At 41.3% G+C, this 23348-nt stretch carries 21 protein-coding genes; 4 read left to right on the forward strand and 17 right to left on the reverse strand.

Going from position 1 to position 23348, the window contains the following annotated elements; translation table 11 throughout:
• Positions 1–27 precede the first annotated feature (27 nt).
• From mazG to rlmD, 3 genes are all read right to left on the reverse strand, one after another.
• Entirely contained in the window at positions 28–870 is an 843-nt protein-coding gene (gene mazG / locus VCASEI_RS09770; RefSeq protein ID WP_086959492.1) for a nucleoside triphosphate pyrophosphohydrolase, read from the reverse strand.
• A 103-nt stretch (positions 871–973) separates the two neighbouring features.
• The gene (gene relA / locus VCASEI_RS09775) at positions 974–3190 is read right to left on the reverse strand and encodes a GTP diphosphokinase (protein WP_086959490.1); all 2217 of its coding nucleotides are present in this window, start codon (positions 3188–3190) and stop codon (positions 974–976) included.
• Between the two features lie 129 nt (positions 3191–3319).
• Positions 3320–4690 carry a 23S rRNA (uracil(1939)-C(5))-methyltransferase RlmD gene (gene rlmD, locus VCASEI_RS09780; protein ID WP_086959488.1) on the reverse strand — a complete coding sequence of 457 codons (1371 nt, stop codon included), beginning with the start codon at positions 4688–4690 and terminating at the stop codon, positions 3320–3322.
• 249 nt (positions 4691–4939) lie between these two features.
• Between rlmD and barA the strand changes: the two genes are divergently transcribed.
• Both barA and VCASEI_RS09790 read left to right on the forward strand, forming a co-directional pair.
• The gene (gene barA / locus VCASEI_RS09785; RefSeq protein WP_086959486.1) at positions 4940–7741 is read left to right on the forward strand and encodes a two-component sensor histidine kinase BarA; all 2802 of its coding nucleotides are present in this window, start codon (positions 4940–4942) and stop codon (positions 7739–7741) included.
• A gap of 87 nt (positions 7742–7828) precedes the next feature.
• Positions 7829–8014 carry an RDD family protein gene (locus VCASEI_RS09790; RefSeq protein ID WP_086959484.1) on the forward strand — a complete coding sequence of 62 codons (186 nt, stop codon included), beginning with the start codon at positions 7829–7831 and terminating at the stop codon, positions 8012–8014.
• A 30-nt stretch (positions 8015–8044) separates the two neighbouring features.
• Here the strand turns inward: VCASEI_RS09790 and acpS are convergent, their stop codons facing one another.
• The 11 genes from acpS to rpoE all read right to left on the reverse strand — a co-directional run bounded on the left by acpS (position 8045) and on the right by rpoE (position 17308).
• Positions 8045–8425 (reverse strand): holo-ACP synthase, encoded by a 381-nt coding sequence (acpS, locus tag VCASEI_RS09795; RefSeq protein ID WP_086959482.1) that lies wholly within the window; start codon positions 8423–8425, stop codon positions 8045–8047.
• Between the two features lie 2 nt (positions 8426–8427).
• The gene (pdxJ, locus tag VCASEI_RS09800; protein WP_086959480.1) at positions 8428–9159 is read right to left on the reverse strand and encodes a pyridoxine 5'-phosphate synthase; all 732 of its coding nucleotides are present in this window, start codon (positions 9157–9159) and stop codon (positions 8428–8430) included.
• Positions 9160–9164: 5 nt separating this feature from the next.
• Positions 9165–9884: a DNA repair protein RecO gene (gene recO, locus VCASEI_RS09805; RefSeq protein WP_086959479.1), complete on the reverse strand. Its 720-nt coding sequence runs from the start codon at positions 9882–9884 to the stop codon at positions 9165–9167.
• Positions 9885–9958: 74 nt separating this feature from the next.
• Positions 9959–10966 carry a GTPase Era gene (gene era / locus VCASEI_RS09810; RefSeq protein WP_086959477.1) on the reverse strand — a complete coding sequence of 336 codons (1008 nt, stop codon included), beginning with the start codon at positions 10964–10966 and terminating at the stop codon, positions 9959–9961.
• On the reverse strand, positions 10956–11636 hold the full coding sequence (gene rnc, locus VCASEI_RS09815) for a ribonuclease III (RefSeq protein WP_086959476.1): 681 nt from the start codon (positions 11634–11636) through the stop codon (positions 10956–10958). The genes era and rnc overlap by 11 nt, the downstream gene beginning before the upstream one ends.
• Before the next feature lie 10 nt (positions 11637–11646).
• The gene (gene lepB / locus VCASEI_RS09820; protein ID WP_086959474.1) at positions 11647–12546 is read right to left on the reverse strand and encodes a signal peptidase I; all 900 of its coding nucleotides are present in this window, start codon (positions 12544–12546) and stop codon (positions 11647–11649) included.
• Positions 12547–12700: 154 nt separating this feature from the next.
• The gene (lepA, locus tag VCASEI_RS09825) at positions 12701–14494 is read right to left on the reverse strand and encodes a translation elongation factor 4 (protein ID WP_086959472.1); all 1794 of its coding nucleotides are present in this window, start codon (positions 14492–14494) and stop codon (positions 12701–12703) included.
• Between the two features lie 154 nt (positions 14495–14648).
• The gene (locus tag VCASEI_RS09830; protein WP_086959470.1) at positions 14649–15119 is read right to left on the reverse strand and encodes a SoxR reducing system RseC family protein; all 471 of its coding nucleotides are present in this window, start codon (positions 15117–15119) and stop codon (positions 14649–14651) included.
• 3 nt (positions 15120–15122) lie between these two features.
• Positions 15123–16085 carry a sigma-E factor regulatory protein RseB gene (gene rseB / locus VCASEI_RS09835; protein ID WP_086959468.1) on the reverse strand — a complete coding sequence of 321 codons (963 nt, stop codon included), beginning with the start codon at positions 16083–16085 and terminating at the stop codon, positions 15123–15125.
• A gap of 42 nt (positions 16086–16127) precedes the next feature.
• Positions 16128–16703: an RseA family anti-sigma factor gene (locus tag VCASEI_RS09840; RefSeq protein WP_086959531.1), complete on the reverse strand. Its 576-nt coding sequence runs from the start codon at positions 16701–16703 to the stop codon at positions 16128–16130.
• A 26-nt stretch (positions 16704–16729) separates the two neighbouring features.
• Positions 16730–17308, reverse strand: coding sequence for an RNA polymerase sigma factor RpoE (gene rpoE, locus VCASEI_RS09845; RefSeq protein WP_086959466.1), 579 nt, complete (start codon positions 17306–17308; stop codon positions 16730–16732).
• Positions 17309–17691: 383 nt separating this feature from the next.
• Between rpoE and nadB the strand changes: the two genes are divergently transcribed.
• Positions 17692–19323, forward strand: coding sequence for an L-aspartate oxidase (gene nadB / locus VCASEI_RS09850; RefSeq protein ID WP_086959464.1), 1632 nt, complete (start codon positions 17692–17694; stop codon positions 19321–19323).
• Between the two features lie 46 nt (positions 19324–19369).
• On the opposite strand, the gene fghA is transcribed toward nadB, so the two are convergent.
• Together fghA and VCASEI_RS09860 are read right to left on the reverse strand one after the other, a co-directional pair.
• On the reverse strand, positions 19370–20215 hold the full coding sequence (gene fghA, locus VCASEI_RS09855) for an S-formylglutathione hydrolase (RefSeq protein ID WP_086959462.1): 846 nt from the start codon (positions 20213–20215) through the stop codon (positions 19370–19372).
• 99 nt (positions 20216–20314) lie between these two features.
• Complete coding sequence (locus VCASEI_RS09860) at positions 20315–21439, reverse strand: S-(hydroxymethyl)glutathione dehydrogenase/class III alcohol dehydrogenase (protein ID WP_086959460.1); 1125 nt, start codon at positions 21437–21439, stop codon at positions 20315–20317.
• 145 nt (positions 21440–21584) lie between these two features.
• On the opposite strand from VCASEI_RS09860, the gene VCASEI_RS09865 reads away from it, so the two are divergent.
• On the forward strand, positions 21585–22439 hold the full coding sequence (locus VCASEI_RS09865; RefSeq protein ID WP_086959459.1) for a LysR substrate-binding domain-containing protein: 855 nt from the start codon (positions 21585–21587) through the stop codon (positions 22437–22439).
• Positions 22440–22450: 11 nt separating this feature from the next.
• Here the strand turns inward: VCASEI_RS09865 and VCASEI_RS09870 are convergent, their stop codons facing one another.
• Complete coding sequence (locus VCASEI_RS09870; RefSeq protein ID WP_197709571.1) at positions 22451–23284, reverse strand: ion transporter; 834 nt, start codon at positions 23282–23284, stop codon at positions 22451–22453.
• Between the last annotated feature and the right edge of the window lie 64 nt (positions 23285–23348).

Below are 23348 nucleotides of genomic sequence, written 5' to 3' on the forward strand. Positions count from 1 at the left end.
GAATTGAATAATCACCAATTAAAACAACTAGTAAGTTCTAATTTCCTTTTCGCACTTTTTTACATTTTCCCATTCAGCATCTAACTCTTTTAAAGTACAGTTGCCTAATATTTTTCCATTTTGTTCTACTCTTTCTTCAACACCACGGAATCGTCGTTCAAATTTCAGATTCGCTTTAGCTAAAGCAACCTCTGGATCTTTACCTAAATGACGCACAAGGTTAACAGTTGCAAACAGTAAATCACCTAGCTCTTCTTCAATTCTAGAATCATCAAGTTCAACTTGTAACGCTTCTTCCATAACCTCTTTAATTTCTTCTTGAACCTTATCCACAACAGGCCCTAAAGTCGGCCAATCAAAACCAAATTTTGCGACTTTCTTTTGTATTTTATTGGCTCGAGAGAGTGCTGGTAACGCCTTTGGTATAGAGTCTAGAATACTTTTTTCAACCTTGCCTTTTTCGTTCTTTTCTTTTTCTTTTTCCGCTTCCCAGTGAGCATTTAATGCTTTTTCATCTTCTAGGTTTACATCGGAAAAAACATGAGGGTGCCGCCTGATTAGCTTTTTATTTAAGCCTTTCACCACATCATCAAAGTCAAACAATGCTTGTTCACTGGCCATTTGGCTATAAAAAATGACTTGAAATAATACGTCCCCCAACTCTTCTTGAAGATTTGGCCAGTCTTTATTGTGGATAGCATCCACCACTTCATAAGTTTCTTCAATGGTATGAGGCACAACGGAATCAAAGGTTTGTTTCTTATCCCAAGGGCAGCCTTTTTCAGGATCACGCAACTGCTGCATAATGGCTTTCAGTTCATCGATTGGGTCAAGCGGATCGACCGATTTCAGTTCGTCAATTAATGACATAATCATTCCTAGGTTATTCTCAAAAATGTTTTAGTGAACATTAGCCGATCACTGAAATAAAAACACCGCCCCAAATAGAGCGGTGTGAGTTTTATACTAAACGTTATTTAAGCCGTTTCACTCTCAATACATCTTTAATTTGTTCAACCCTAGCCACTATTCGATTCAATATATCCACATTATGCACATCTAAGTGGAAATCCATAATCGTAATTTGTCGCTTGTAATCGGTTCGGCTGTTCATGCTATTTACTTTGATTTTTTCATTAGAGAGCATGGTGGTAATGTCTTTTAATAAACCACCGCGCTCTAATGCTTCTACACGAATCGTTAACACATAAGAACCAACAAACCCACTACCCCACACCGTATCAATAATACGCTCTGGCGCATGATGGTTGAGTTCATTAAGCTGCTCACAATCAACCCGATGTACTGAAATACCTCGGCCTTGTGTAATGTAGCCTTTGATCTCATCGCCCGGGATAGGCTGACAACAACGCGCAAGATGAGTCATTAAATTATCAACACCTTGCACGACTACGGCGTCTTTACGAGGACGACTTTCATGTTGGACTTGCGCTTCTTTAAGCTTAGCAAGCGCTTGTTTATCTTCTTCTTCTGCCGTGGGTTTATTGACTAGCGCATTAATATGATTAACCACTTGGTTAATCCGTAAATCGCCACTGCCAATACCTGCGTATAATTCATCTGGAGAATTGACATTAAAACGTTTCAGCGCATATTGCTGAGCATCTTTTAATGTTGCGCCAATTTTATGCAATTCATTTTCAAGAATGTCTTTACCCGCTTCTAGGTTTTTCTCACGACTTTGTTTCCTAAACCAAGCATTGATTTTGGCCCGAGCCCGCCCTGAATGTACGAACCCTAACGTTGGGTTTAACCAATCCCGAGAAGGATTCGGTTCTTTTTGAGTAATAATCTCAACTTGATCGCCCATCGCTAATTTATGAGTAAACGGAACAATACGCCCGCCGACTTTGGCACCAATACAACGATGCCCTACTTCAGAATGGATATGGTAAGCAAAATCAAGTGGGGTCGCCCCCATAGGTAAATCAACCACATCACCTCGAGGGGTAAAGGCATACACGCGGTCATCAAACACTTGGCTGCGTAGCTCATCCAGCATTTCGCCAGAATCCGCCATCTCTTCTTGCCAATCAATCAGCTTACGTAGCCAAGTGATCTTTTCATCGTAGCCACTGCGGCCAGCCGAACTGCCCTCTTTGTATTTCCAGTGCGCGGCAACCCCAAGCTCTGAATCTTCATGCATTTGCTTGGTACGAATTTGGATCTCAATGGTTTTGCCTTCAGGGCCAAGTACCACAGTGTGAATCGATTGATAACCATTGGGTTTAGGGTTAGCAACATAGTCATCAAACTCACTTGGCAAGTGCTTATATTTAGTGTGCACCATGCCTAATGCACCATAGCAATCTTGAAGTTTATCGGCGATGATACGTACAGCTCTCACGTCGAAAAGCTCGTCAAACTCCAGATTTTTTTTCTGCATTTTCCGCCAAATACTGTAGATGTGTTTTGGCCTTCCACTGACTTCAGCGTTGATATTGGCGGCTTTCATATCTTGTGACAAATTAGTCACAAAATCGTGGATGTATTGCTCTCGAACAATACGACGCTCAGAAAGTTGCTTGGCAATTTTTTTATAAATATCAGACTGTTGATAACGAAAAGCGTAATCTTCAATCTCCCACTTTAATTGACCAATCCCTAAACGGTTTGCTAAGGGGGCATAAATGTTGGCGCACTCTTTTGCTGCATTAATTCGAATGTCATCGGGTTCATTTTTCACTTCACGCAAGTTACAAATGCGTTCAGCAAGCTTGATAACCACACAACGAAAATCATCCACCATCGCCAGTAACATACGGCGCACGTTATCGACTTGCTCCGAGGCTTCAGACTCTTCCATGCTCACATTCAATTGACCGATAGCTGCCATTTCCTCAACGCCATCAATCAATTTGACGATTTCTTTTCCGTACATTTCAACTAAGACTTCACGCTCAAATAAACCTGCCGTGACGATAGGGAAAAGTTGGGCGGCCATGAGAGTTGGGCGATCCATAGAAAGTGTGATCAAAATTTCGATCATCTCGCGCCCACGCCACAGCAACACCCTTTTTTCAGGATGATTATCGAGTAGCGTTTCGCACTGCTGATATACTTGCGTTAGTTTATTACTGGTTTTACCGTCTTGATGTAAGCTTGCAACCCATGTTTCAAGCTCAAATTCTTCATTCTTATTTAAATGTGCGCTTCTAACTGCGACCATTACATCTTCCTGCTCATAAATTTAAAAACGGTGAACGGCAACAATAATCCCCTTTTGCTACCGATTAGCTCGCGATCTGTTACAACAAAAAATAGTCAATTAAACATAAAAGATTAAAACAACTCTCCGTTAAAACAGTTTCATCGATCGCGGTTTTTTCCCTGTTTTTTTCTTACCTTTAGGCTCTTTGATAAAAAGAGCCATTGATTCTAAATGACTGGTATGTGGGAACATATCCATCATCGAAAGCTTTTTAAGTTCATAACCTTGTTGATACAAGCTTTGGCTGTCTCTGGCTAAGGTTGCGGGATTACATGAAACATAGACAACTGATTTCGCACCAAGTTTAGCAATATGTTCAATAACCCCCATTGCCCCTGCCCGCGCTGGATCCAATAAAACTTTATCAAATGGGTTTATAGCCCAATCAGAACGAGTGAAATCTTGTTCTAGATCCGCTTGATAAAACTCAGTATTACTTAATTGATTCAATTGAGCGTTATCTCTCGCTCTGTCTACCATCGCCTGAATACCTTCAACACCGACAACAAACTTTGCCTTTTTAGCTAAAGCAAAACTAAAGTTACCTAAACCACAAAATAAATCCAGTACACGATCGGTTTTAGTGACCTCTAACCAAGATACAGCTTGATCAACCATCGACTTATTAACACCTTGATTGACTTGAATAAAATCACTAGGTAGAAAATCAATTTTATTGCCCGTTTCAACACATTGCAGCGGCTCACCAATAAGACAGTGTAGTTCACCGCTATTGGGTAACAAGTACAATGTAGTTGTCGTTTTCTTAGCAAACTCGATTAATGATGCTTGGTCCGTATTGGATAACTCAGCGGTATGGCGTAACAGCATCGCTTTTCTTTTCCCATCAAAAACAAGCTCGACATGCCCAAGTTGTCTTGGTTGAGAAAAGGATTTTAAGAGACGTTTTATTTCCGGTAATAATGCATTCAATGACGGATCAAGTACCGGGCAATTCGTTACATTAGCAATCTTCTTACTGCCCTTTTGTCGAAATCCAAAATCGAATATTTGTGTTTTATTGTCAAACATCATACTAATACGAGCACGGCGACGATAACCACGACTCTCAGAGCGAATAATCGACTCGACCGAAATCGTTTGTTCTGAAAATGGTCTCATCATTTGACTCAATGATTGAGCTTTCATCGTTATTTGATCATCATGACTCAAATGCTGCAAATTACACCCGCCGCAAGTATTATAATGCACGCAAAATGCTGCTATACGCTGTGGACTTGGTTTTTGAATGGTGATTAATTTCGCCCGAATATATTTGCTTTTCTCTTCAACGGGTTGCACTAAGACTTCTTCTGCAGGTAAAGCCCCTTCAACAAACATCGGTTTTTTATTCACGTAGGCAATACCCGTGCCTTGATGATCAAGCTTTTCAATCATGACAACTTGGTGTTTTTGACTCGTATGAACGTTTTTCTTGGCTTGATAAAAATTGGCCATTAATCATTACTACCTATGATGACGAAGGTGTTAACACCTTAATATTTAGAAAACTTTTGTTGCCGACATCTTAATTATCCACGACAAAGATTGTCGAATAGCTCTGAGTTGATTAAGCTAAGCGAATATATCAGCGACTGATGAGCTTATTTAACGTAAAAACCGCCCGATACTTTAGGCTTTCATTACGTGATTGTACTCTGATAACGCTATTTTCCCATATCCAGACAGGCTTGTAATTAAAGAATCATGACAAGTTATGGCTTACGCGCCCGCGTCATTACATTAACGTTAGCACCCACGCTGATTATCGGTTTACTTTTGAGTGCTTTTTTCACCCTTAATCGTTATAACGACTTGGAAAACCAGCTCATAACATCAGGCACCGATATTATCGAACCTTTAGCGATTGCTAGTGAATACGGAATGACTCAACAAAGTCGTGAGGCAGTTCGGCGCTTAATCAGTTATGCCCACCGTAAACATTCTGACATTGTTCGAAGTATCGCAGTATTTGATTCTCATCATGAGTTATTTGTTACTTCAAATTTTCACCCCAACTTCCAATCTTTAACGTTTGATAAAAGCAAACCGATTCCTCTTTTAAGCACCATTGAACATTCCGAATCTAACCCCAGCGTCATGATATTACGCTCGCCTATTTTAGCGGAAGGTCAGTTTATTGATCCTAACGGCAAGGAAATCGATCCCAACCAACCTTTAGGCTACATCGCTATTGAATTGGATATGTCGTCTCTGCGCCTGCAGCAATATCAAGAAATTTTTTCAGCATTAATGGTATTGCTTTTAGGTATTGGGCTCTCCGGTTTCTTTGCTTACCGATTGATGAGAGATGTCACACTGCCAATATCACATATGGTTAGCGTGGTTGACCGTATACGTCGCGGACATTTAGATGTACGAATTGAAGGAAAACTGCATGGCGAATTAGATACGCTAAAAAGTGGCATCAACGCCATGGCGATGTCCTTATCCGAATATCATGTAGAAATGCAGCATAGCATCGATCAAGCCACTTCCGATTTACGTGAAACCTTAGAACAACTCGAAATTCAAAATATTGAACTCGATATCGCCAAAAAACGCGCTCAAGAAGCCGCACGAGTGAAATCTGAATTTTTAGCCAACATGTCCCACGAACTTCGTACTCCTCTCAATGGTGTTATTGGTTTTACAAGGCAAATATTGAAAACAGATTTAACCGCAAACCAAGTTGATTATTTACAAACTATTGAACGCTCAGCGCAAAATTTATTGTCTATTATCAATGACATTCTTGATTTTTCTAAACTTGAAGCTGGAAAACTATTACTAGAAAACATTCCATTCGATGTCCAAGAATCGCTCGATGAAGTAGTCAGTTTACAGGCACCAAGTGCACATGAAAAAGGACTAGAAATAACCCTTAGAATTGATCCAAACATTCCACAAGGGATGGTCGGTGATCCATTACGTATTCAACAAATATTAACCAACTTAGTCGGTAATTCGATCAAATTCACCGAACGAGGCAATATCGACATTGCCGCTGAATTACGATCAATCAAAGAAAATAAAGTCGAAGTTCAATTCATTGTTAGAGATACAGGCATTGGTATCTCAGAGCGCCAACAGGCACAATTATTCCAAGCTTTTAGCCAAGCAGATGCGAGCATTTCACGCCGCTATGGTGGTACAGGGTTAGGCCTAGTTATCACTCAAAACTTAGTCAGCCAAATGGGCGGAGAAATAGGCCTAACGAGCCGACTACACCAAGGATCAACATTCTGGTTTAATGTGACCTTCCAAACTTCGAATATGCCTTTAGCACCACAGTTGGATACTTCACCTTTAATCGGGAAATCCGTCCTGCTGATTGAACCTAATATGCAATCAGCTGCAATCATAGAACAACAGCTAACCCAAGCCGGTATGCACGTGACATACCAAGCACAGTTTCCTGAAGACAATGCGAACCCTGAAAACAATACAACTTATAATATTGTGCTGCTTAACTTGCCACCAACACTACAATATTCACAAGGTGACATGTTTAATTTAGTTCAAAAAGGCTTAGCATTAACTTCGCACCTTATTTTAGGTCTACCAAGCACCGAATTAGCTCTGGCTGAAACGTTAATTAAATTATACCCAATACAATGCATTGCCAAGCCCATCGTTCGCCGTAAGTTATTACAACTCATGCTGCCAAACCAAGCCCAATCAACCTTACTTGCTTCCCCAGAGCTGATTCAAAATGAAAAATTGCCGATGCGAGTTATGGCGGTCGACGATAACCCGGCAAATTTAAAATTGATCTTTGCGCTGCTTGAAGAACAAGTTGAATATATCACAACCTGCAGTAATGGTGCAGAAGCGGTAGAAAGAGCCTCTCAAGAAAGCTACGACATTATTTTGATGGATATCCAAATGCCACATATGGATGGTGTCACAGCTTGTGAAAACATTAAAAAGACACATCTAAATGCCAACACCCCTGTTATTGCCGTCACTGCCCATGCCATAGAAGGAGAAAGAGAGCGTCTCTTGAAAGCCGGAATGGATGACTATTTATCCAAACCAATTGAAGAACATATCCTTCACCAAATTTTAATCCATTGGAATCCATATACCGAAATTGGCACAATAGAAAAATTGTCACTCCCAGACGATCGCCAAAATGTTGTCGCCACTTCTCAGAAAGACTCTGCAGTATTAAATTGGGATATGGCTTTAAAGCAGTCAGCAAACAAAATCGATCTAGCAAAAGACATGCTTAATATGTTGATAAAGTTCTTACCTGAAGTTAATCAAGTTGTTAATCAAACACTTAACGCACCAGGAAAACCAAATGAAGCATTATTGAATATTATTCATAAGCTACATGGAAGTTGTGCCTATTGTGGTGTGCCTAAGCTACAAAGCTTATGTGCAACGATTGAAACTGAACTGAGATCCAATTGCGCCATTGAAGATATCGAGCCAGAATTATTTGAATTACAAGATGAAATAGAAAAGGTGCAAGAAGCAGCAAAACCCTATTTGGTTTAGCTCTTTAGGTTGAAAAACCGAAGCCCCGAATTGCTATCGATAATTTGAATAACTGAATAGTCAAAATTTAATTTAAGGACAAGCTTTATGAATGAAGTAAGTATAGATACCCAAAAGAGTGTTTTGGCATCTCGTTGGTCAAGATTCTGGGCAACCGTTATTGATACCTTATTTATATTCAGAAAAGATCGTCGATGTATTCATGATTTGATTGCAAAAAGTAAAGTCGTTGATATATCTAAACCAATAGAGTTTTATTTCAGCAAAAATTGATAATGGCAACACTCTAATTACCTATTCTTACTAAGACTCTAAAATCACGGTCGCCATCGCGTAACGCTTTTCATCAGAGATCGACAAGTGAATATGCTTCACTTGTCGCTGATGAGCAAGATTCAAAGCTTGTCCATGTAAGGTTAGTACTGGCTTACCTAATTTATCATTACTAATTTCAAAATCTTGAAAGCTAACACCACACGCAATACCAGTCCCTAATGCTTTTGAAGCGGCTTCTTTAGCTGAAAATCGTTTCGCAAGATAGCGGCCTTGCTGCTTGAGCGAATGAAAAACGGTTAACTCAGAAGGTACTAAAATACGCTCGGCAAAAGCCATCCCCGAGCGTTGTAAGATTTTTTCAATTCTTTCGATATCGGCAACATCTGTGCCCAACCCAATAATGGCCATAATTAACGGCGAGCTTCCTGCATAATAGCTTTCATATCCGCTACCGCTTTATCTAAACCATCAAATAAAGCGCGTCCAATAATAGAGTGACCAATGTTTAATTCGTATATTTCTGGCAATGCAGCAATCGGTGCTACGTTGTGATAAGTAAGACCATGCCCTGCATTTACCTTAATGCCTAAGCTATGTGCATAGCTTGCACCAGCCGCAATACGTTTTAACTCGGCTTGCTGTTCTACATCATTTTCAGCATCAGCATATTGCCCTGTATGAAGTTCAATATAAGGTGCACCACATGCTTTAGCTGCATCGATTTGCTCACGAGAGGCATCGATAAATAAAGAGACTTTAATACCAGCAGCACCGAGCTTTTCGGTTGCCGATTTCACTTTATCAAGTTGTCCAGTAACATCTAGACCGCCTTCCGTGGTCAACTCTTCACGTTTCTCTGGTACTAAACAAACATATTCAGGTTTCGTTTCCAGTGCAATACTGATCATCTCGTCCGTTACCGCCATTTCAAGATTCATGCGAGTTTGCAGAGTTTCACTTAAAAGACGTACATCACGATCTTTGATATGACGGCGGTCTTCACGTAGATGAACCGTGATGCCATCAGCGCCTGCGCGCTCTGCAATTTCAGCAGCATGAACAGGATCAGGGTACTTAGTGCCACGGGCATTTCTCACCGTTGCGATATGATCAATATTGACACCTAAGTAAATCGGACTCATTGAAGTTAACTCCTTGTTTTCGGTGTCATTGCAATAAATAACTCCCGACTTTTTAATGGTTTACTGCCAAGATATGGTTTTAACGCCATCCGTGTAAATCGCTTAGCAGCTTGTAATTGTGGTTTGGTTAAGAACCTACGCTCACTAATCGCAATCAATTCATTGCCTAGGAAGGTTAAATTATCCTTTCTTACGCTCGCAATAAAGCCTTTTTGTTCACGATATCGATAAGTCATGTTTTCCGACACGGGTTCACCGCTACCTGCACAATGCAAAAAATCTACGCCATACCCTAGCGACGAAAGTAATGCTAACTCAAAACGTCGTAAAGCAGGCTCTGGGTTATCAGATTGGGCTAATTCAGTTAGCGATGAAAGATAATCGTGGAACAATTCAGGGTAAGCGGTCTCTCCTTCCACCACACGAGCGACTAGCTCATTGATATACATTGCAGAATAAAGATTGATACCAGAAAGGGGAATGCCTAGGCTAATCGGTTCGGCTTGTTTTAAGGTTCTCATCGAGCCTTTACCAAACCATTTGAGAAGTAACGGAGTAAAAGGCTGTAAGACACCTTTTAAATTGGAACGTTTGCTGCGAGCGCCCTTGGCTAAAATACTCACGCGTCCGTACTCTTCACTGAAAACATCCAGAATAAGACTGGTTTCCGTATAAGGACGGCGATGAAGAATAAAGCAACGTTGAAGACCAAAAGCATCTGACATAGATTTTCCGTGATTCACGCTTCAACACCTCGTTTCTCGATGGTATCCATCAAGAAACGAGAGCCGATTAACGATTATAAATCATCTATATACCCAAGAGAACGTAAGGCGCGCTCATCATCTGCCCAGCCTGATTTCACTTTAACCCAAGTTTCTAGATACACTTTACGCTCAAAAAGCGCTTCCATATCCAAGCGAGCTTCTCGACCGATAGTTTTGATTTTTTCACCCGCCTTCCCAATCACCATTTTTTTCTGACCTAGACGTTCAACCAAAATTAAAGCATTGATATGGAAACCATCGGTTTCTGGGTTGTAATCAAATCGCTCAATCTCAACGGTCACTGAATAAGGCAACTCTTCTCCAGTAAAACGCATCAGCTTTTCACGGATAATTTCAGAAGCCATAAAACGCTGAGAACGATCGGTAACGTACTCTTCAGGAAAATGGTGAACAGCCTGAGGCAAGGCTTGCCGTACACGAGTGCGAATTGCATCGGTGTTGCGGCCTAACTTGGCTGAAATTGGGATGATGTCAACAAAATCCATTTTTTCAGACAACGCTTGCATATGAGTCATCACATGAGTGCGATCTTTCACATTATCGACTTTATTGATCAACAAAATGGTTGGAAAGTTTGCCGTGCGAAGCTTGTTTAAAACCATTTCATCGTCAGGTGTCCATTGAGTACCATCCACGACAAATAGCACCAAGTTCACATCACTTAAAGAGCTGTTCGCTGCACGGTTCATCAAACGGTTAATCGCGCGTTTTTCCTCAATATGAAGCCCTGGAGTATCCACGTAAATCGCTTGGAAAGCGCCTTCCGTATCGACCCCCATAATACGGTGGCGAGTCGTTTGAGGCTTACGAGAAGTAATCGAAATTTTTTGACCTAACAAATGATTCAGCAGTGTTGATTTACCGACATTAGGGCGCCCAACAATGGCAATGAAACCACAATGTTGTTCGCTTTCATCGATCTCGACATTATCTTGTTGGGAAGGTTGAGCTTCACCGGCAAAGTAAGCATCAAGATCAAATTCAGGTTGCTCATTATTACTATCGTTATTATTTGCCATTGGTTAATACTCCTAACGCAAATTCTGCTGCTGCTTGTTCTGCTTTACGGCGACTGGTTCCTTTACCTACCACGGACTCAGAAACACCGATAATTTCACAAGAAACAGTGAATTCTTGATTGTGAGCTTCGCCTTTAATTTTTGCGACAGTGTAAACCGGTAATGGCTTACGACGACCTTGCAAAAATTCTTGGAGGCGGGTCTTGGGATCTTTTTGCGAAACCCCCGGTTGGATTTCATTCAATCGAGAATCGTACCATGCCAGTACTACACCACGAACCACTTCGATATCACTGTCTAAGTAACAAGCACCTATAATGGCTTCAACGGCATCAGCAAGAATCGAATCACGGCGAAAACCACCGCTTTTCAATTCACCTGGACCTAATTTTAAGTAGTCACCAAGCTCGAACTCACGTCCAAGTTGAGCAAGTGTATGCCCTCTTACCAAAGTCGCACGCATGCGACTCATGTCACCCTCATTAATATTAGGGAAACGATGGTAAAGTTCATCTGCAATAACAAAACTTAAAATTGAATCGCCCAAAAACTCTAAACGTTCATTATGTTTGCTATTCGCGCTACGATGAGTCAGCGCGAGGTGCAAGAAATTGGCATCATTAAACTGATAACCAACTTTTTTTTGTAATCTTTCTATCTGAGAATTCATGCTCTCTCAATTATGTCAGGCCGCCGATACGATTAAACCGCACGCCGGTTGGGATCCACGAAGGTAATACGCTATCCGCATCACGTTCAAATTCAAAGCTAATCCAGATGGCAACCGCTTTGCCAACAAAATTTGCTTCAGGTACAAACCCCCAATAACGGCTATCTGCACTATTATCACGGTTATCACCCATCATAAAGTACTCGCCCTCTGGGACAACCCATTCGTTACGATAAGCTCTTGGCTGGTAAGCTGCGACATTATCATGACGAACAGAACTAATTAAAATATTGTGCTTCACTTCGCCAAGTTGTTCTTTGGCTTCAATCAAAGCAACGCCATCTTGATAAAATGGGCTTTGTTTTGCATCGGATTGCTCTACAGGCTTACATTCAGAGGTGCCTGTGGCTTGAACACAAATTTGCTTATCTTCAGTATAGCGGATGGTATCACCCGGTAGACCAACGACACGCTTAATATAGTCAATATTGGGTTGAGGTGGGTAACGAAAAACCGCGATATCACCACGCTTAGGCTCTCCTGTTTCAACAAGTTTAGATTGAAATACTGGATCTTTAATCCCATAAGAAAACTTTTCAACCAAAATAAAATCACCAACGAGTAATGTTGGCATCATTGAGCCTGATGGAATCTGAAAAGGTTCATAAATGAAACTGCGTAACACGAGAACAAAAGCAATAACAGGGAAAATAGATACACTATTTTCAACCCACCAAGGCTGAGGGTGAACTTTAGCAGCAACATCTTTACTTAATGTTTCATTGGTTTTGGTTTCAACATCCGCTACGGTTTGCTGGCGTTCTTTACCCCATACAAGCTTTTCTAGCACCCATACCACACCAGTCACCAAGGTCACTAGTACTAAAATTAATGAAAAAGTATTCGCCATCCGTCTCGGTTTCCCTATTACTTTCTTTGTTTAAGAAATAACGAAAGTGAAAGAATCAATCATTCTTCCACTTTATGCTTATCCGTCGATATTGATTATTAAGCATTCATTATATAAAAAACAAAAATGAATCCATTATTTATTAATCAACTTATTAATCTTTGCCTACATGAAGAATTGCTAAGAAAGCTTCTTGTGGTAATTCAACATTACCAATTTGCTTCATGCGCTTTTTACCTTCTTTCTGTTTCTTCAACAGTTTCTTCTTACGGCTCACATCCCCACCGTAACACTTCGCAATAACGTTTTTGCGTAATTGCTTAACGGTTGAGCGAGCAATAATATGGTTGCCAATCGCGGCTTGAATGGCAATATCGAACATTTGACGAGGAATGAATTCTTTCATTTTCTCAACCAATTGACGACCACGAGTTTGTGAGTTGTCTTTATGTGTGATAATCGCTAAGGCATCAACAGTGTCACCGTTTAACAAAACATCCACACGAACCATGTTTGAGAATTCGTAACGATGGAAGTTGTAATCTAACGATGCATAACCGCGTGATGTAGATTTCAAACGGTCAAAGAAATCTAGTACGACTTCTGCCATTGGAAGATCATAAGTTAATGCCACTTGGTTACCGTGATAAACCATATCAACCTGAGTACCACGTTTCTCAATACATAATGTAATAACATTACCAAGGTACTCTGATGGTACTAAGATATTACAACGTGCGATTGGTTCACGAATTTCTTCAATATCGTTAATCGCGGGTAATTTCGCCGGACTATCAACGTAAAGTGTACTTTTATCGGTTTTGATCACTTCATATACTACGGTTGGCGCAGTAGTGATCAAATCAAGGTCGTATTCACGCTCTAGACGTTCTTGAATGATTTCCATGTGTAGCATGCCAAGGAAGCCACAGCGGAAACCAAAACCAAGTGCTGCTGAACTTTCTGGCTCATAGAATAATGAAGCATCGTTCAAGCTTAATTTACCTAACGCATCACGAAAGTTTTCATAATCATCAGACGAAACCGGGAATAAACCAGCATAAACCTGTGGCTTCACTTTCTGAAACCCTGGTAAACGCTGCTCACAGCCACCTTTAGCGTGGGTTAGTGTATCCCCTACAGGTGCGCCTAAAATATCTTTAATACCACATACAACCCAGCCTACTTCACCGGTATTTAGTCCATCAGTATCCACTCGTTTAGGGGTGAAAATACCAATACGATCCACACCCCAAGTTTGGCCTGTGCTCATAACTTTAATTTTATCGTTTTTCTTTAGTGAACCATTCTTAATTCTAACTAAAGAAACGACACCTAAATAGTTATCAAACCATGAATCAATGATTAGCGCTTGTAGAGGCCCTTCAGGATCACCTTCTGGCGCTGGAATCGATTTAACAATTTCTTCGAGTACCAGATCAACACCGATGCCCGTTTTAGCAGAACAACGCACCGCTTCCATTGCATCGATACCAACGATATCTTCAATTTCTTCCGCGACACGCTCAGGATCAGCAGCAGGTAGATCTATCTTATTTAAGATGGGAACGACTTCAAGATTCATTTCAATCGCGGTATAGCAGTTTGCCAATGTTTGGGCTTCAACGCCTTGGCCTGCATCAACCACCAGCAAAGCACCTTCACAAGCGGCAAGTGATCGAGAAACTTCATAAGAGAAGTCGACATGCCCAGGGGTGTCGATAAAGTTTAGTTGATAAGTTTCGCCATCATTAGCTTTGTAATCTAAAGTGACGCTTTGTGCTTTAATCGTGATGCCACGCTCACGTTCAAGATCCATAGAGTCAAGTACTTGAGCTGCCATTTCGCGCTCAGTTAGCCCTCCACATACTTGAATTAAGCGATCTGAAAGAGTCGACTTACCGTGGTCGATATGGGCGATAATCGAAAAGTTACGAATGTGCTTCATAGGCTGGAGACAATACTCAAATAAAAGTGGATGGTATGAAATCTTTCATTAACAAGTCGATTTCATTTTTGTGGGAGGGATTCTACCCAATTTCCTTCTGGGTAGCTATACCCTTAAACAAAACTGATTTTAAGGGCATCGCTTCATTTAATATTTAAGTTATGGGTTGACCAAGTACTCGAATCAATGACACCTCATTATCAACTTTACTTTCAAGCCATTGGGTCATAGGTTTGGCGAAATAAATGCCAGCGGCACCAGATAAAAAGAACATTAAAATAACAATGCCTTCTCCTAGGTTAAGCAATGGCCGAAGCCAAACTTGAGCGATTAAACTACCTAAAATCATGGTAAGTAAAGGGAATAAGTAGACCACCAGCGCCGACAAAACAATACTTTTTTCAGGCAAGCCTATTTCAACAATTTGCCCTTCTTGCAAAGATTGATTGGTATTAATTTTCCAATAATGCGCTTTACTACCTAAAGCTTTTGACACCATACCTGTGCCACAACTTTTCTGCGATTTGCAGCTATTACAACTGGTTTGCTGCTCACAGCTCACTTGCACTTGATGGATGCCATTAGAGTGTTCCACTAAGGTCACGGTCGCTAATGCCGTCATCATACTTTATTTCCCCTTGGTTTGAGTAAACGTCACTGAATCAGCAATCCGTTTCGCCGTGGGCGGTGGAATATCTCCAATAACCGATACTTCGTGGCCATCTTTAACAAAGGTTTGTAACGTTCTTCTCCCCTGTCTGTACACTTGGATTTTACTGTTAGAGGACTTAATATCCGATACATAAACAGAAAAATTAAACAGACCATCACTGTATAATTGGCTTTCAACAACATTGCCTGTCACTGACATACGGTAACGATTTAAACTATTAGGCTCAAAACCATCAGGGACCCAAGCAACGGTCCAATCTGCTTCGGCTTCTTGGGGTTTAGGTAATGTCAATACATCGGGTAGTTTCGCGCTGTTTAATCCATCTAAAATCGTCGCAATGTGATCGCTTACTGCATAAGAAATAGTACGATATTGTTCTAATATTTCGCCATTTCTTTCAACAAGATCGGCGCGTAACGGCAATTTAGTGCGTTCATCGATCCACACTATATAGGAATAACGTTGACCATCTTTTGGAACGACACGAACAACTTGACAAGCTGTACCCGCCTCCCGAGATCGACCAATTTTCACAAAATCATAAAGGTTACTCAGCTTATCGATATCACTGTTGATCATAGGAATTAATGGCGCGACCATTTGTCCAGAGCGAATCGAAAAAGGATCAAGACCTGGTTCGATATAACTGACCTCATTACCACGTAAAATCACTTCACGTACTGGTCCGCTTAAATACACCAAATGGGCTAAATTTTGCTCATTCTCAATCGCATGACGATAAAGCAAGGGTTCAATGCTGTTTTTCTTTATTAAAATATAAGATAACTCATAATTTAATGTCTTACTTGCATCACTCATTTTATGCAATAAAGCCTCAGCAGAGAGGCTGTCTTCTGCTGAGGCTACTTGACTAAATAAGCTGAGTAGCAACCAAGTACTAATCAGAATTTTTTTCATTTAAATACCGTATTCATGGATTCAGTACCCATACAAATTATTTTATTCATTACCGCGATTAAGGCGTAACTGCAATTCATAATCTTGCATTAATGCATTCACACGACGATGTTGTTCCATCACTTTCGCTTCATTCGACTGAGTGTTGACCGAGTCACGAGTCAAACTTACAGGTTCAGCAGATCCAGCAAAAGGTATAGTTTGCAAAACGGGTAATTGATCTGAATCTGAAGCGACATTCGATGTCTCACTCGACGAATACTGTTGTACCCCGAGGATCACCACTAACGAAACGCATGCCGCCACGCCCACTTGGGTTAGGTTCGATAACCAAGCCGGCATTTTAGAGCGAGCTTGCTGAGGACTTGGCTGTGCTTCTAACGTTGATTGAAACGGAAACACCTTAGAATGCGCCATCTCATCATCTAAGGCCAAAGCAACTTTCGAAGCAATATCCCAATTGGGATCACTAGGCGCTTCACCTCGCAGCGTATCCCCAATGAGATGATAATGGCTCCAAGATTGTTGCGCCTCAAGATCTTGCTCAATCTCAGAGATTAATGATTGATCGACTGATTCTCCATCCATTAGAGCTGAGATCTGTTGTTTATTGGTCATTTTACTCACCATAATTAATCATTTTATTATCGCTGAATGAGTGGACGAATCTTCTTTTCCACTGCGTCGCGAGCTCGGAAAATCCGAGAACGAACTGTCCCGACAGGACAATCCATAACATCGGCAATCTCTTCATAACTTAGTCCATCAAGTTCACGAAGTGTCATTGCTGTTTTTAAATCTTCAGGTAGGGCTTCAATCGCTTGAAAAACAACCTGCTTTAATTCTTCTGACAACGTTAAGTTCTCAGGGTTCGAAATTTCTTTTAATGCACTACCAGATTCGTAATATTCAGCATCTTCTGCATCAACATCACTGGCTGGTGGGCGGCGTGATTGAGCCACAATGTGGTTTTTCGCGGTATTAACTGCGATTCGATATAGCCACGTATAAAAAGCACTTTCGCCACGAAAATTAGGAATCGCACGATAGGCTTTAATAAAAGCTTCTTGAGCCACGTCAGGCACATCGCCAGAGTTCTTGATATAACGCGAGATTAAACTGCAGACTTTATTTTGATATTTAATCACCAAAAGATTGAATGCTTGCTTATCGCCATTTTGAACCCGCTCAATTAAAACTTGATCAGTCAACTGCTCGCTCATTTCGAGCACCTACTCCTATTGTTATGATCCTTATCTTCTCAGATATGAACATTTATATTCTTATATTGTAGTATTGGCACCGCTGTATCGCCGAGCACTATTGTGACATGGCATAATGAAAAAAGTTCATACAAATAAAATTTTTCCCATTTTCACTACAAAATATGCTGTAATTATCACCCTTCTAGCCCTGTTTTTCGATAAAAAATAAAAACAACACTTGAAACTTATATGGATATATATGCATATTACCTTCTTATTTCAATGCTTCGTCAAGTGCACGTAGGGTTTTTATCACTCTTCGCTGTAACAATCGGGTTTACACAGGAATGGTGAAGGCGGCAAAACAACAGCCTACACTCGCTTAGGAACGAAATGCAATTATGAATACAAACAATGCACATCAATGTGATGTATTGGTTATTGGCAGTGGTGCAGCGGGGCTTTCACTCGCACTACGAGTTGCACCTCATGGTAAAGTCATAGTCTTGAGCAAAGGGCCGAAGAACGAAGGGTCTACATATTACGCTCAAGGTGGTATTGCCGCTGTATTTGATGAAGATGACAGCATTGAATCTCATATCGAAGATACACTCATTGCGGGTGGCGGTATCTGTGATGAAGGTACTGTTGGCTTTATTACAAAAAACGCCAAAGAGTGTGTTCAATGGTTAATCGATGGTGGTGTTCCTTTTGATCTTGATGAAAATGATAAAAGTGATCACCCTCGCCATCATTTGACACGCGAAGGCGGTCATAGCCATCGTCGTATTTTGCACGCCGCCGATGCCACAGGTATGGCGATGCAAACCTCATTGCAAGATAATGTCAATAACCATCCAAACATCCATTTCCTTGAGCGCTACAATGCTCTAGATTTGATCACCGAAGACCGCATTGGTGGCGATCCTAAAAAAGTGGTCGGGGCCTATATTTGGAACCGTAATCGTGAGCATGTTGAATCGGTACGTGCAAAATTTGTTGTTCTAGCTACGGGTGGAGCCTCAAAAGTTTACCAATACACCTCCAACCCTGATGTCTCATCTGGTGACGGTATAGCGATGGCTTGGCGTGCAGGTTGTCGCGTTGCAAACCTCGAGTTTAACCAATTTCACCCAACATGCTTATTCCACCCTGAAGCTCGTAATTTCCTTTTAACCGAAGCATTACGAGGTGAAGGGGCGTATCTAAAACGTCCTGATGGCACCCGTTTTATGCCGGATTTTGATACCCGAGAAGAATTAGCACCACGAGACATTGTCGCACGCGCTATCGACTATGAAATGAAGCGTTTAGGGGCTGATTGTATGTATTTAGACATCAGTCATAAACCAGCCGATTTTATTGAAAAACACTTTCCTACCATCAATATGCGTTTGTTGGATTTAGGGATCGATATGACAAAAGAGCCGATCCCTATAGTTCCCGCAGCACATTATACTTGTGGTGGTGTTGTGGTGACTCAGCAAGGACAAACTGACCTTAAACATTTGTATGCCGTTGGTGAAGTAACCTACACAGGTTTACACGGAGCAAACCGTTTAGCCTCTAACTCACTACTTGAATGCGTGGTTTATGCTTGGTCGGCGGCAAAAGACATTATTCTCAATATCGATTCGGCAAAATTACCAGACTCACTGCCTTACTGGGATGAAAGCCAAGTAACCAACTCAGATGAAGAAGTTATCTTGCAGCATAACTGGCATGAATTACGCTTATTTATGTGGGATTACATGGGAATCGTTCGCACTGATAAGCGTTTAGAACGAGCGTTACGCCGCATTCAATTATTGCAGCAAGAAACACATGAATATTACAGCCATTTTAGAGTGTCGAATAATTTATTGGAGTTACGTAATTTATTACAAGTAGCCGAATTAATGGTTCGTTGTGCGATGGAAAGAAAAGAGAGTCGCGGTTTGCACTATACTTTGGATTATCCTGACCAACTGGAACAAAGTGGTCCAACGGTTCTCGAGCCTGAAAAGTTTCGGACAAGTAATCCATTATTTTAAGTTAACAGCCTCTCAATACGAGAGGCTGTTTCTTTTACAGTTTTACTTATTTCAGTAAGTACTGCGCATGAAACCTCAAGTGTTCATCAATGAAGCTAGCGATAAAGAAGTAGCTGTGGTCATAACCAGAATGAACATTGATCTCAAACGGATACTTCACTTCATTCGCCGCATTTTCTAATAAGTGCGGTTTTAATTGCTCTTCAAGAAAATTATCCGCTAAGCCTTGAGAAATTTTAATCGGCGGTAAATGTGAAGTGCCATCTTTAATCTTCTTCATCAATTCGACCGCATCATATTTAACCCATAATGCTTGGTCATCGCCTAAATAAGCGGTTAAGGCTTTATGTCCCCAAGGACAATGTAATGGGCTCACGATTGGGCTAAATGCTGAAATCGATTTGAACCTTGGAGCATTACGCAAACCAATCGTTAACGCGCCATGACCGCCCATCGAGTGCCCAGAAATGGCACGCTTATCGGTAACGGGAAAATGCGCTTCAATCAAAGCTGGCAGTTCATAAGCGATGTAGTCATACATTTGATAATGCTTCGCCCAAGGCTCTTGAGTCGCATTTAAATAAAAACCCGCCCCTTTACCAAGATCATAAGCGTCATCATCTGCCACATCATCACCACGAGGGCTGGTATCAGGCGCAACAATCGCAATACCTAACTCCGCCGCCATTCGCTGTGCGCCCGCCTTTTGAACAAAATTTTCATCAGTGCAAGTCAAGCCTGATAACCAATACACTACCGGCACTTTATTCGATTCTAACGCTTGAGGTGGCAAAAAAATCGAAAAACGCATCTTGCAATTAAGCACCTGTGAATCATGTTCAAATTGCTGTTGTTGTCCGCCAAAACACTGATTTGAATTCAACTGTTTCATTATTCACTCCTGAAAGCTTCTAAAAAGACAAAAGAGTACTCACATTTCGCAAGTACTCTCTAGATACTAGGGACTAGGGACCAAAACTAGAGCCCCGTATTAATAATGAATAACACTACGAATACTTTTACCCTCATGCATCAAATCAAACGCCTGATTAATATCTTCTAAGCCCATAGTATGAGTAATAAAGTCATTCAACTTAAACTCACCTTTCATGTAACGTTCTACGTAATCTGGCAGTTGTGAGCGACCTTTAACTCCACCAAATGCCGAGCCTTTCCATACGCGTCCAGTAACGAGTTGGAACGGACGAGTTGATATTTCTTGCCCAGCGCCTGCGACACCAATGATGATCGACTCACCCCAACCTTTGTGACAACACTCAAGAGCAGAACGCATTAAGTGTACATTGCCGACACATTCAAATGAGTAGTCAACGCCGCCATCGGTCATTTCCACAATCACTTCTTGAATTGGCTTATCGAAATCTTTTGGATTCACCACGTCGGTTGCGCCAAGTTTTTTCGCCAGTTCGAATTTTGATTCATTGATATCAATGGCAATGATTCGGCCCGCTTTTGCCATGGTAGAACCAATCACGGCTGATAATCCAATACCACCAAGACCAAAAATAGCCACCGTATCACCCGGTTTAACTTTGGCCGTATTGGTTACGGCGCCCATCCCCGTTGTCACACCACAACCGAGTAGGCAGACTTCTTTTAAATCCGCTTCTGGGTTGATTTTAGCTAATGATACTTCCGGTAGAACCGTGTATTCAGAGAACGTCGAAGTACCCATGTAGTGATAAATTGGCTCGCCATTGATAGAAAAACGAGTCGTGCCATCCGGCATTAAACCTTTACCTTGCGTTTCACGAACCGAAGAACACAAATTGGTTTTACCCGAAGTACAGAATTTACACTCGCCACATTCGGCAGTATAAAGAGGAATAACATGATCGCCCACTTGAACCGAGGTCACGCCTTCACCAACAGACTCAACAATACCACCACCTTCATGGCCTAAAATTGCTGGAAATACGCCTTCAGGATCGTCCCCCGATAGAGTAAATGCATCGGTATGACATACACCGGTAGCAATAATTTTCACGCGCACTTCACCCGCTTGCGGAGGCATTACATCAACGGTTTCCATCTTTAAAGGCTCACCGGCTTTCCACGCTACGGCTGCGCGTGACTTAATTACTTGTGCTGTCATTTTAATTCCTTATTGAATGTTTTTTTAATTGCTTTCAGTATAGTCAAGTTTACCTAAATGATAAGGAGCTTATTTGCAAAACACTTTTACTAATAGGTAATAATGGGTAGGATATATCATCAATTGATACATATAGGTGATAAAGATGCAGTGGCAAGGAATATCGGAATTTGTAGCAGTCGCTGAAACCGGCAGCTTTACTTTAGCCGCAAAACACCTATCAGTATCGACCGCACAAATCAGCCGCCAGGTGAATCAGTTAGAAAAACGCCTATCTGTAAAATTGTTTTATCGCACCACTCGTCAAGTTAAGCTGACCGACATTGGTCAGAATTACTTTGAACAATGTCAGGCTATTTTAGAGCAATTGAAAGAAGCCGAATTATCAGTTACGAATCTCAATCATAGCCTACAAGGCCAGCTTAAAATCTCAGTGCCCATCGCCTACGGTGAAAGCCATATTGCGCCATTAATTAATGACTTCTGTTTGTTATATCCGGATTTAAACATCGAGCTTTGGTTAACCAATCAGTTAGTCGATCTTACCGAAGAAAAAGTCGATCTGGCGATCCGGTTAGGGGCATTGGATGACTCGAGTATGATGGCGAAAAAGTTACGTCCAAGGCAACAATACCTCTGCGCCTCGCCCAAATACTTACGCCAACATGGCCAGCCGGAATCGCTGAATGATCTCAAGCATCACAATTGCCTAGTGGGAACCTTAGACTATTGGCGCTTTCATAATCGGAAGTTAACCGTAAATGGCTCATTAAAGTGCAACAATGGTTATGCATTACTTGATGCAGCACTCAAAGGAATTGGGATCGTTCAGCTTCCCGACTACTACGTAGAAAGCTATCTAGAGTCAGGTCAGTTGGTCTCAGTGTTACCACATATACAAACAAAAAATGATGGCGTGTGGGCGGTCTACCCTCACAACCATCATTTATCGACCAAAGTACGTCTACTGTTGGATTATCTTGATCAGCATTTAACTTAAAAGCTTCGCGTTTACGGTTGCTTTTTATTCATCTCGGCAAGTGTATGCTGCAGTTGATCGAGTTTTTGATGCAGAGCCTGCATTTCTTGTGAAGTCGCCATGGTATCCGCATCAGGATTTTGCTCTTCACGTAGTTGCTTATGCTCTTCTGACATCACTTCCAAAATGGTACCGACCATCATATTTAAGAAAATGAACGCGGTTAAGAAGATGAACGTTAGATAATAAACCCAGCTTAGTGAATATACCTCCATGGTTTCGTACATTACATCGGTCCAATCCTCAAAGGTCGCCACACGGAACAGCGTTAACATTGAAATTGAAACATCGCTCCATAGCGTCGGATTAATGTGAGCAAACAACATGCTGCCGATTGCGGCGTAAATGTAGAAAATAACGAACATTAATAATCCGATATACCCCATCTGAGGGATCGCTTTTATCAATGCATTTACCAGTACCCGTAACTCCGGCACCATAGATACCAAACGAAGAACACGGAAGATACGTAATAGCCGTGCAATCAACATAGTCGAGCCGGCCGCTGGGTATAAACTACCAAGCACGATAATGGTATCGAAAACATTCCAACCCTTTTTAAAGAAAGAGCGAATGCCATCACTGGCGAGATAGCGGATCACTAATTCCACTAAAAAGAACACGGTGATCCCGATATCCATAAAGTGCAAAGCAGTCTCTACCGCTGGTGGCAAAGAATAAGTATGCGCACCAACAGTTAAAGCCGAAATAATAATCACCGCAATCACAAACCATTGAAAGGTTGAGCTTTGATCAATTCGTTTAAACGCTTTTTGAAATTGAGAAAATGTTGATGTCTGTTCCAATGAACTCACCCTTAAAAAATGAATAACAAATGCCATAAAAGTTTACTGTTGCAGATATAGGGAC

This window comes from Vibrio casei (assembly GCF_002218025.2).
Taxonomy (GTDB): domain Bacteria; phylum Pseudomonadota; class Gammaproteobacteria; order Enterobacterales; family Vibrionaceae; genus Vibrio; species Vibrio casei.

Excerpts from the sequence above, each read along its gene's own strand:
- VCASEI_RS09790 (WP_086959484.1), top strand. The coding sequence starts at position 7,829 with ATGAATGAAGTAAGTATAGATACCCAAAAGAGTGTTTTGGCATCTCGT.
- acpS (WP_086959482.1), bottom strand. The coding sequence starts at position 8,425 with ATGGCCATTATTGGGTTGGGCACAGATGTTGCCGATATCGAAAGAATT.
- era (WP_086959477.1), bottom strand. The coding sequence starts at position 10,966 with ATGGCAAATAATAACGATAGTAATAATGAGCAACCTGAATTTGATCTT.
- fghA (WP_086959462.1), bottom strand. The coding sequence starts at position 20,215 with ATGAAACAGTTGAATTCAAATCAGTGTTTTGGCGGACAACAACAGCAA.
- recO (WP_086959479.1), bottom strand. The coding sequence starts at position 9,884 with ATGTCAGATGCTTTTGGTCTTCAACGTTGCTTTATTCTTCATCGCCGT.
- VCASEI_RS09840 (WP_086959531.1), bottom strand. The coding sequence starts at position 16,703 with ATGACCAATAAACAACAGATCTCAGCTCTAATGGATGGAGAATCAGTC.
- rseB (WP_086959468.1), bottom strand. The coding sequence starts at position 16,085 with ATGAAAAAAATTCTGATTAGTACTTGGTTGCTACTCAGCTTATTTAGT.
- rpoE (WP_086959466.1), bottom strand. The coding sequence starts at position 17,308 with ATGAGCGAGCAGTTGACTGATCAAGTTTTAATTGAGCGGGTTCAAAAT.
- pdxJ (WP_086959480.1), bottom strand. The coding sequence starts at position 9,159 with ATGAGTCCGATTTACTTAGGTGTCAATATTGATCATATCGCAACGGTG.
- VCASEI_RS09865 (WP_086959459.1), top strand. The coding sequence starts at position 21,585 with ATGCAGTGGCAAGGAATATCGGAATTTGTAGCAGTCGCTGAAACCGGC.
- lepA (WP_086959472.1), bottom strand. The coding sequence starts at position 14,494 with ATGAAGCACATTCGTAACTTTTCGATTATCGCCCATATCGACCACGGT.
- relA (WP_086959490.1), bottom strand. The coding sequence starts at position 3,190 with ATGGTCGCAGTTAGAAGCGCACATTTAAATAAGAATGAAGAATTTGAG.
- nadB (WP_086959464.1), top strand. The coding sequence starts at position 17,692 with ATGAATACAAACAATGCACATCAATGTGATGTATTGGTTATTGGCAGT.
- VCASEI_RS09860 (WP_086959460.1), bottom strand. The coding sequence starts at position 21,439 with ATGACAGCACAAGTAATTAAGTCACGCGCAGCCGTAGCGTGGAAAGCC.
- rlmD (WP_086959488.1), bottom strand. The coding sequence starts at position 4,690 with ATGGCCAATTTTTATCAAGCCAAGAAAAACGTTCATACGAGTCAAAAA.
- lepB (WP_086959474.1), bottom strand. The coding sequence starts at position 12,546 with ATGGCGAATACTTTTTCATTAATTTTAGTACTAGTGACCTTGGTGACT.
- mazG (WP_086959492.1), bottom strand. The coding sequence starts at position 870 with ATGTCATTAATTGACGAACTGAAATCGGTCGATCCGCTTGACCCAATC.
- barA (WP_086959486.1), top strand. The coding sequence starts at position 4,940 with ATGACAAGTTATGGCTTACGCGCCCGCGTCATTACATTAACGTTAGCA.
- VCASEI_RS09830 (WP_086959470.1), bottom strand. The coding sequence starts at position 15,119 with ATGATGACGGCATTAGCGACCGTGACCTTAGTGGAACACTCTAATGGC.
- rnc (WP_086959476.1), bottom strand. The coding sequence starts at position 11,636 with ATGAATTCTCAGATAGAAAGATTACAAAAAAAAGTTGGTTATCAGTTT.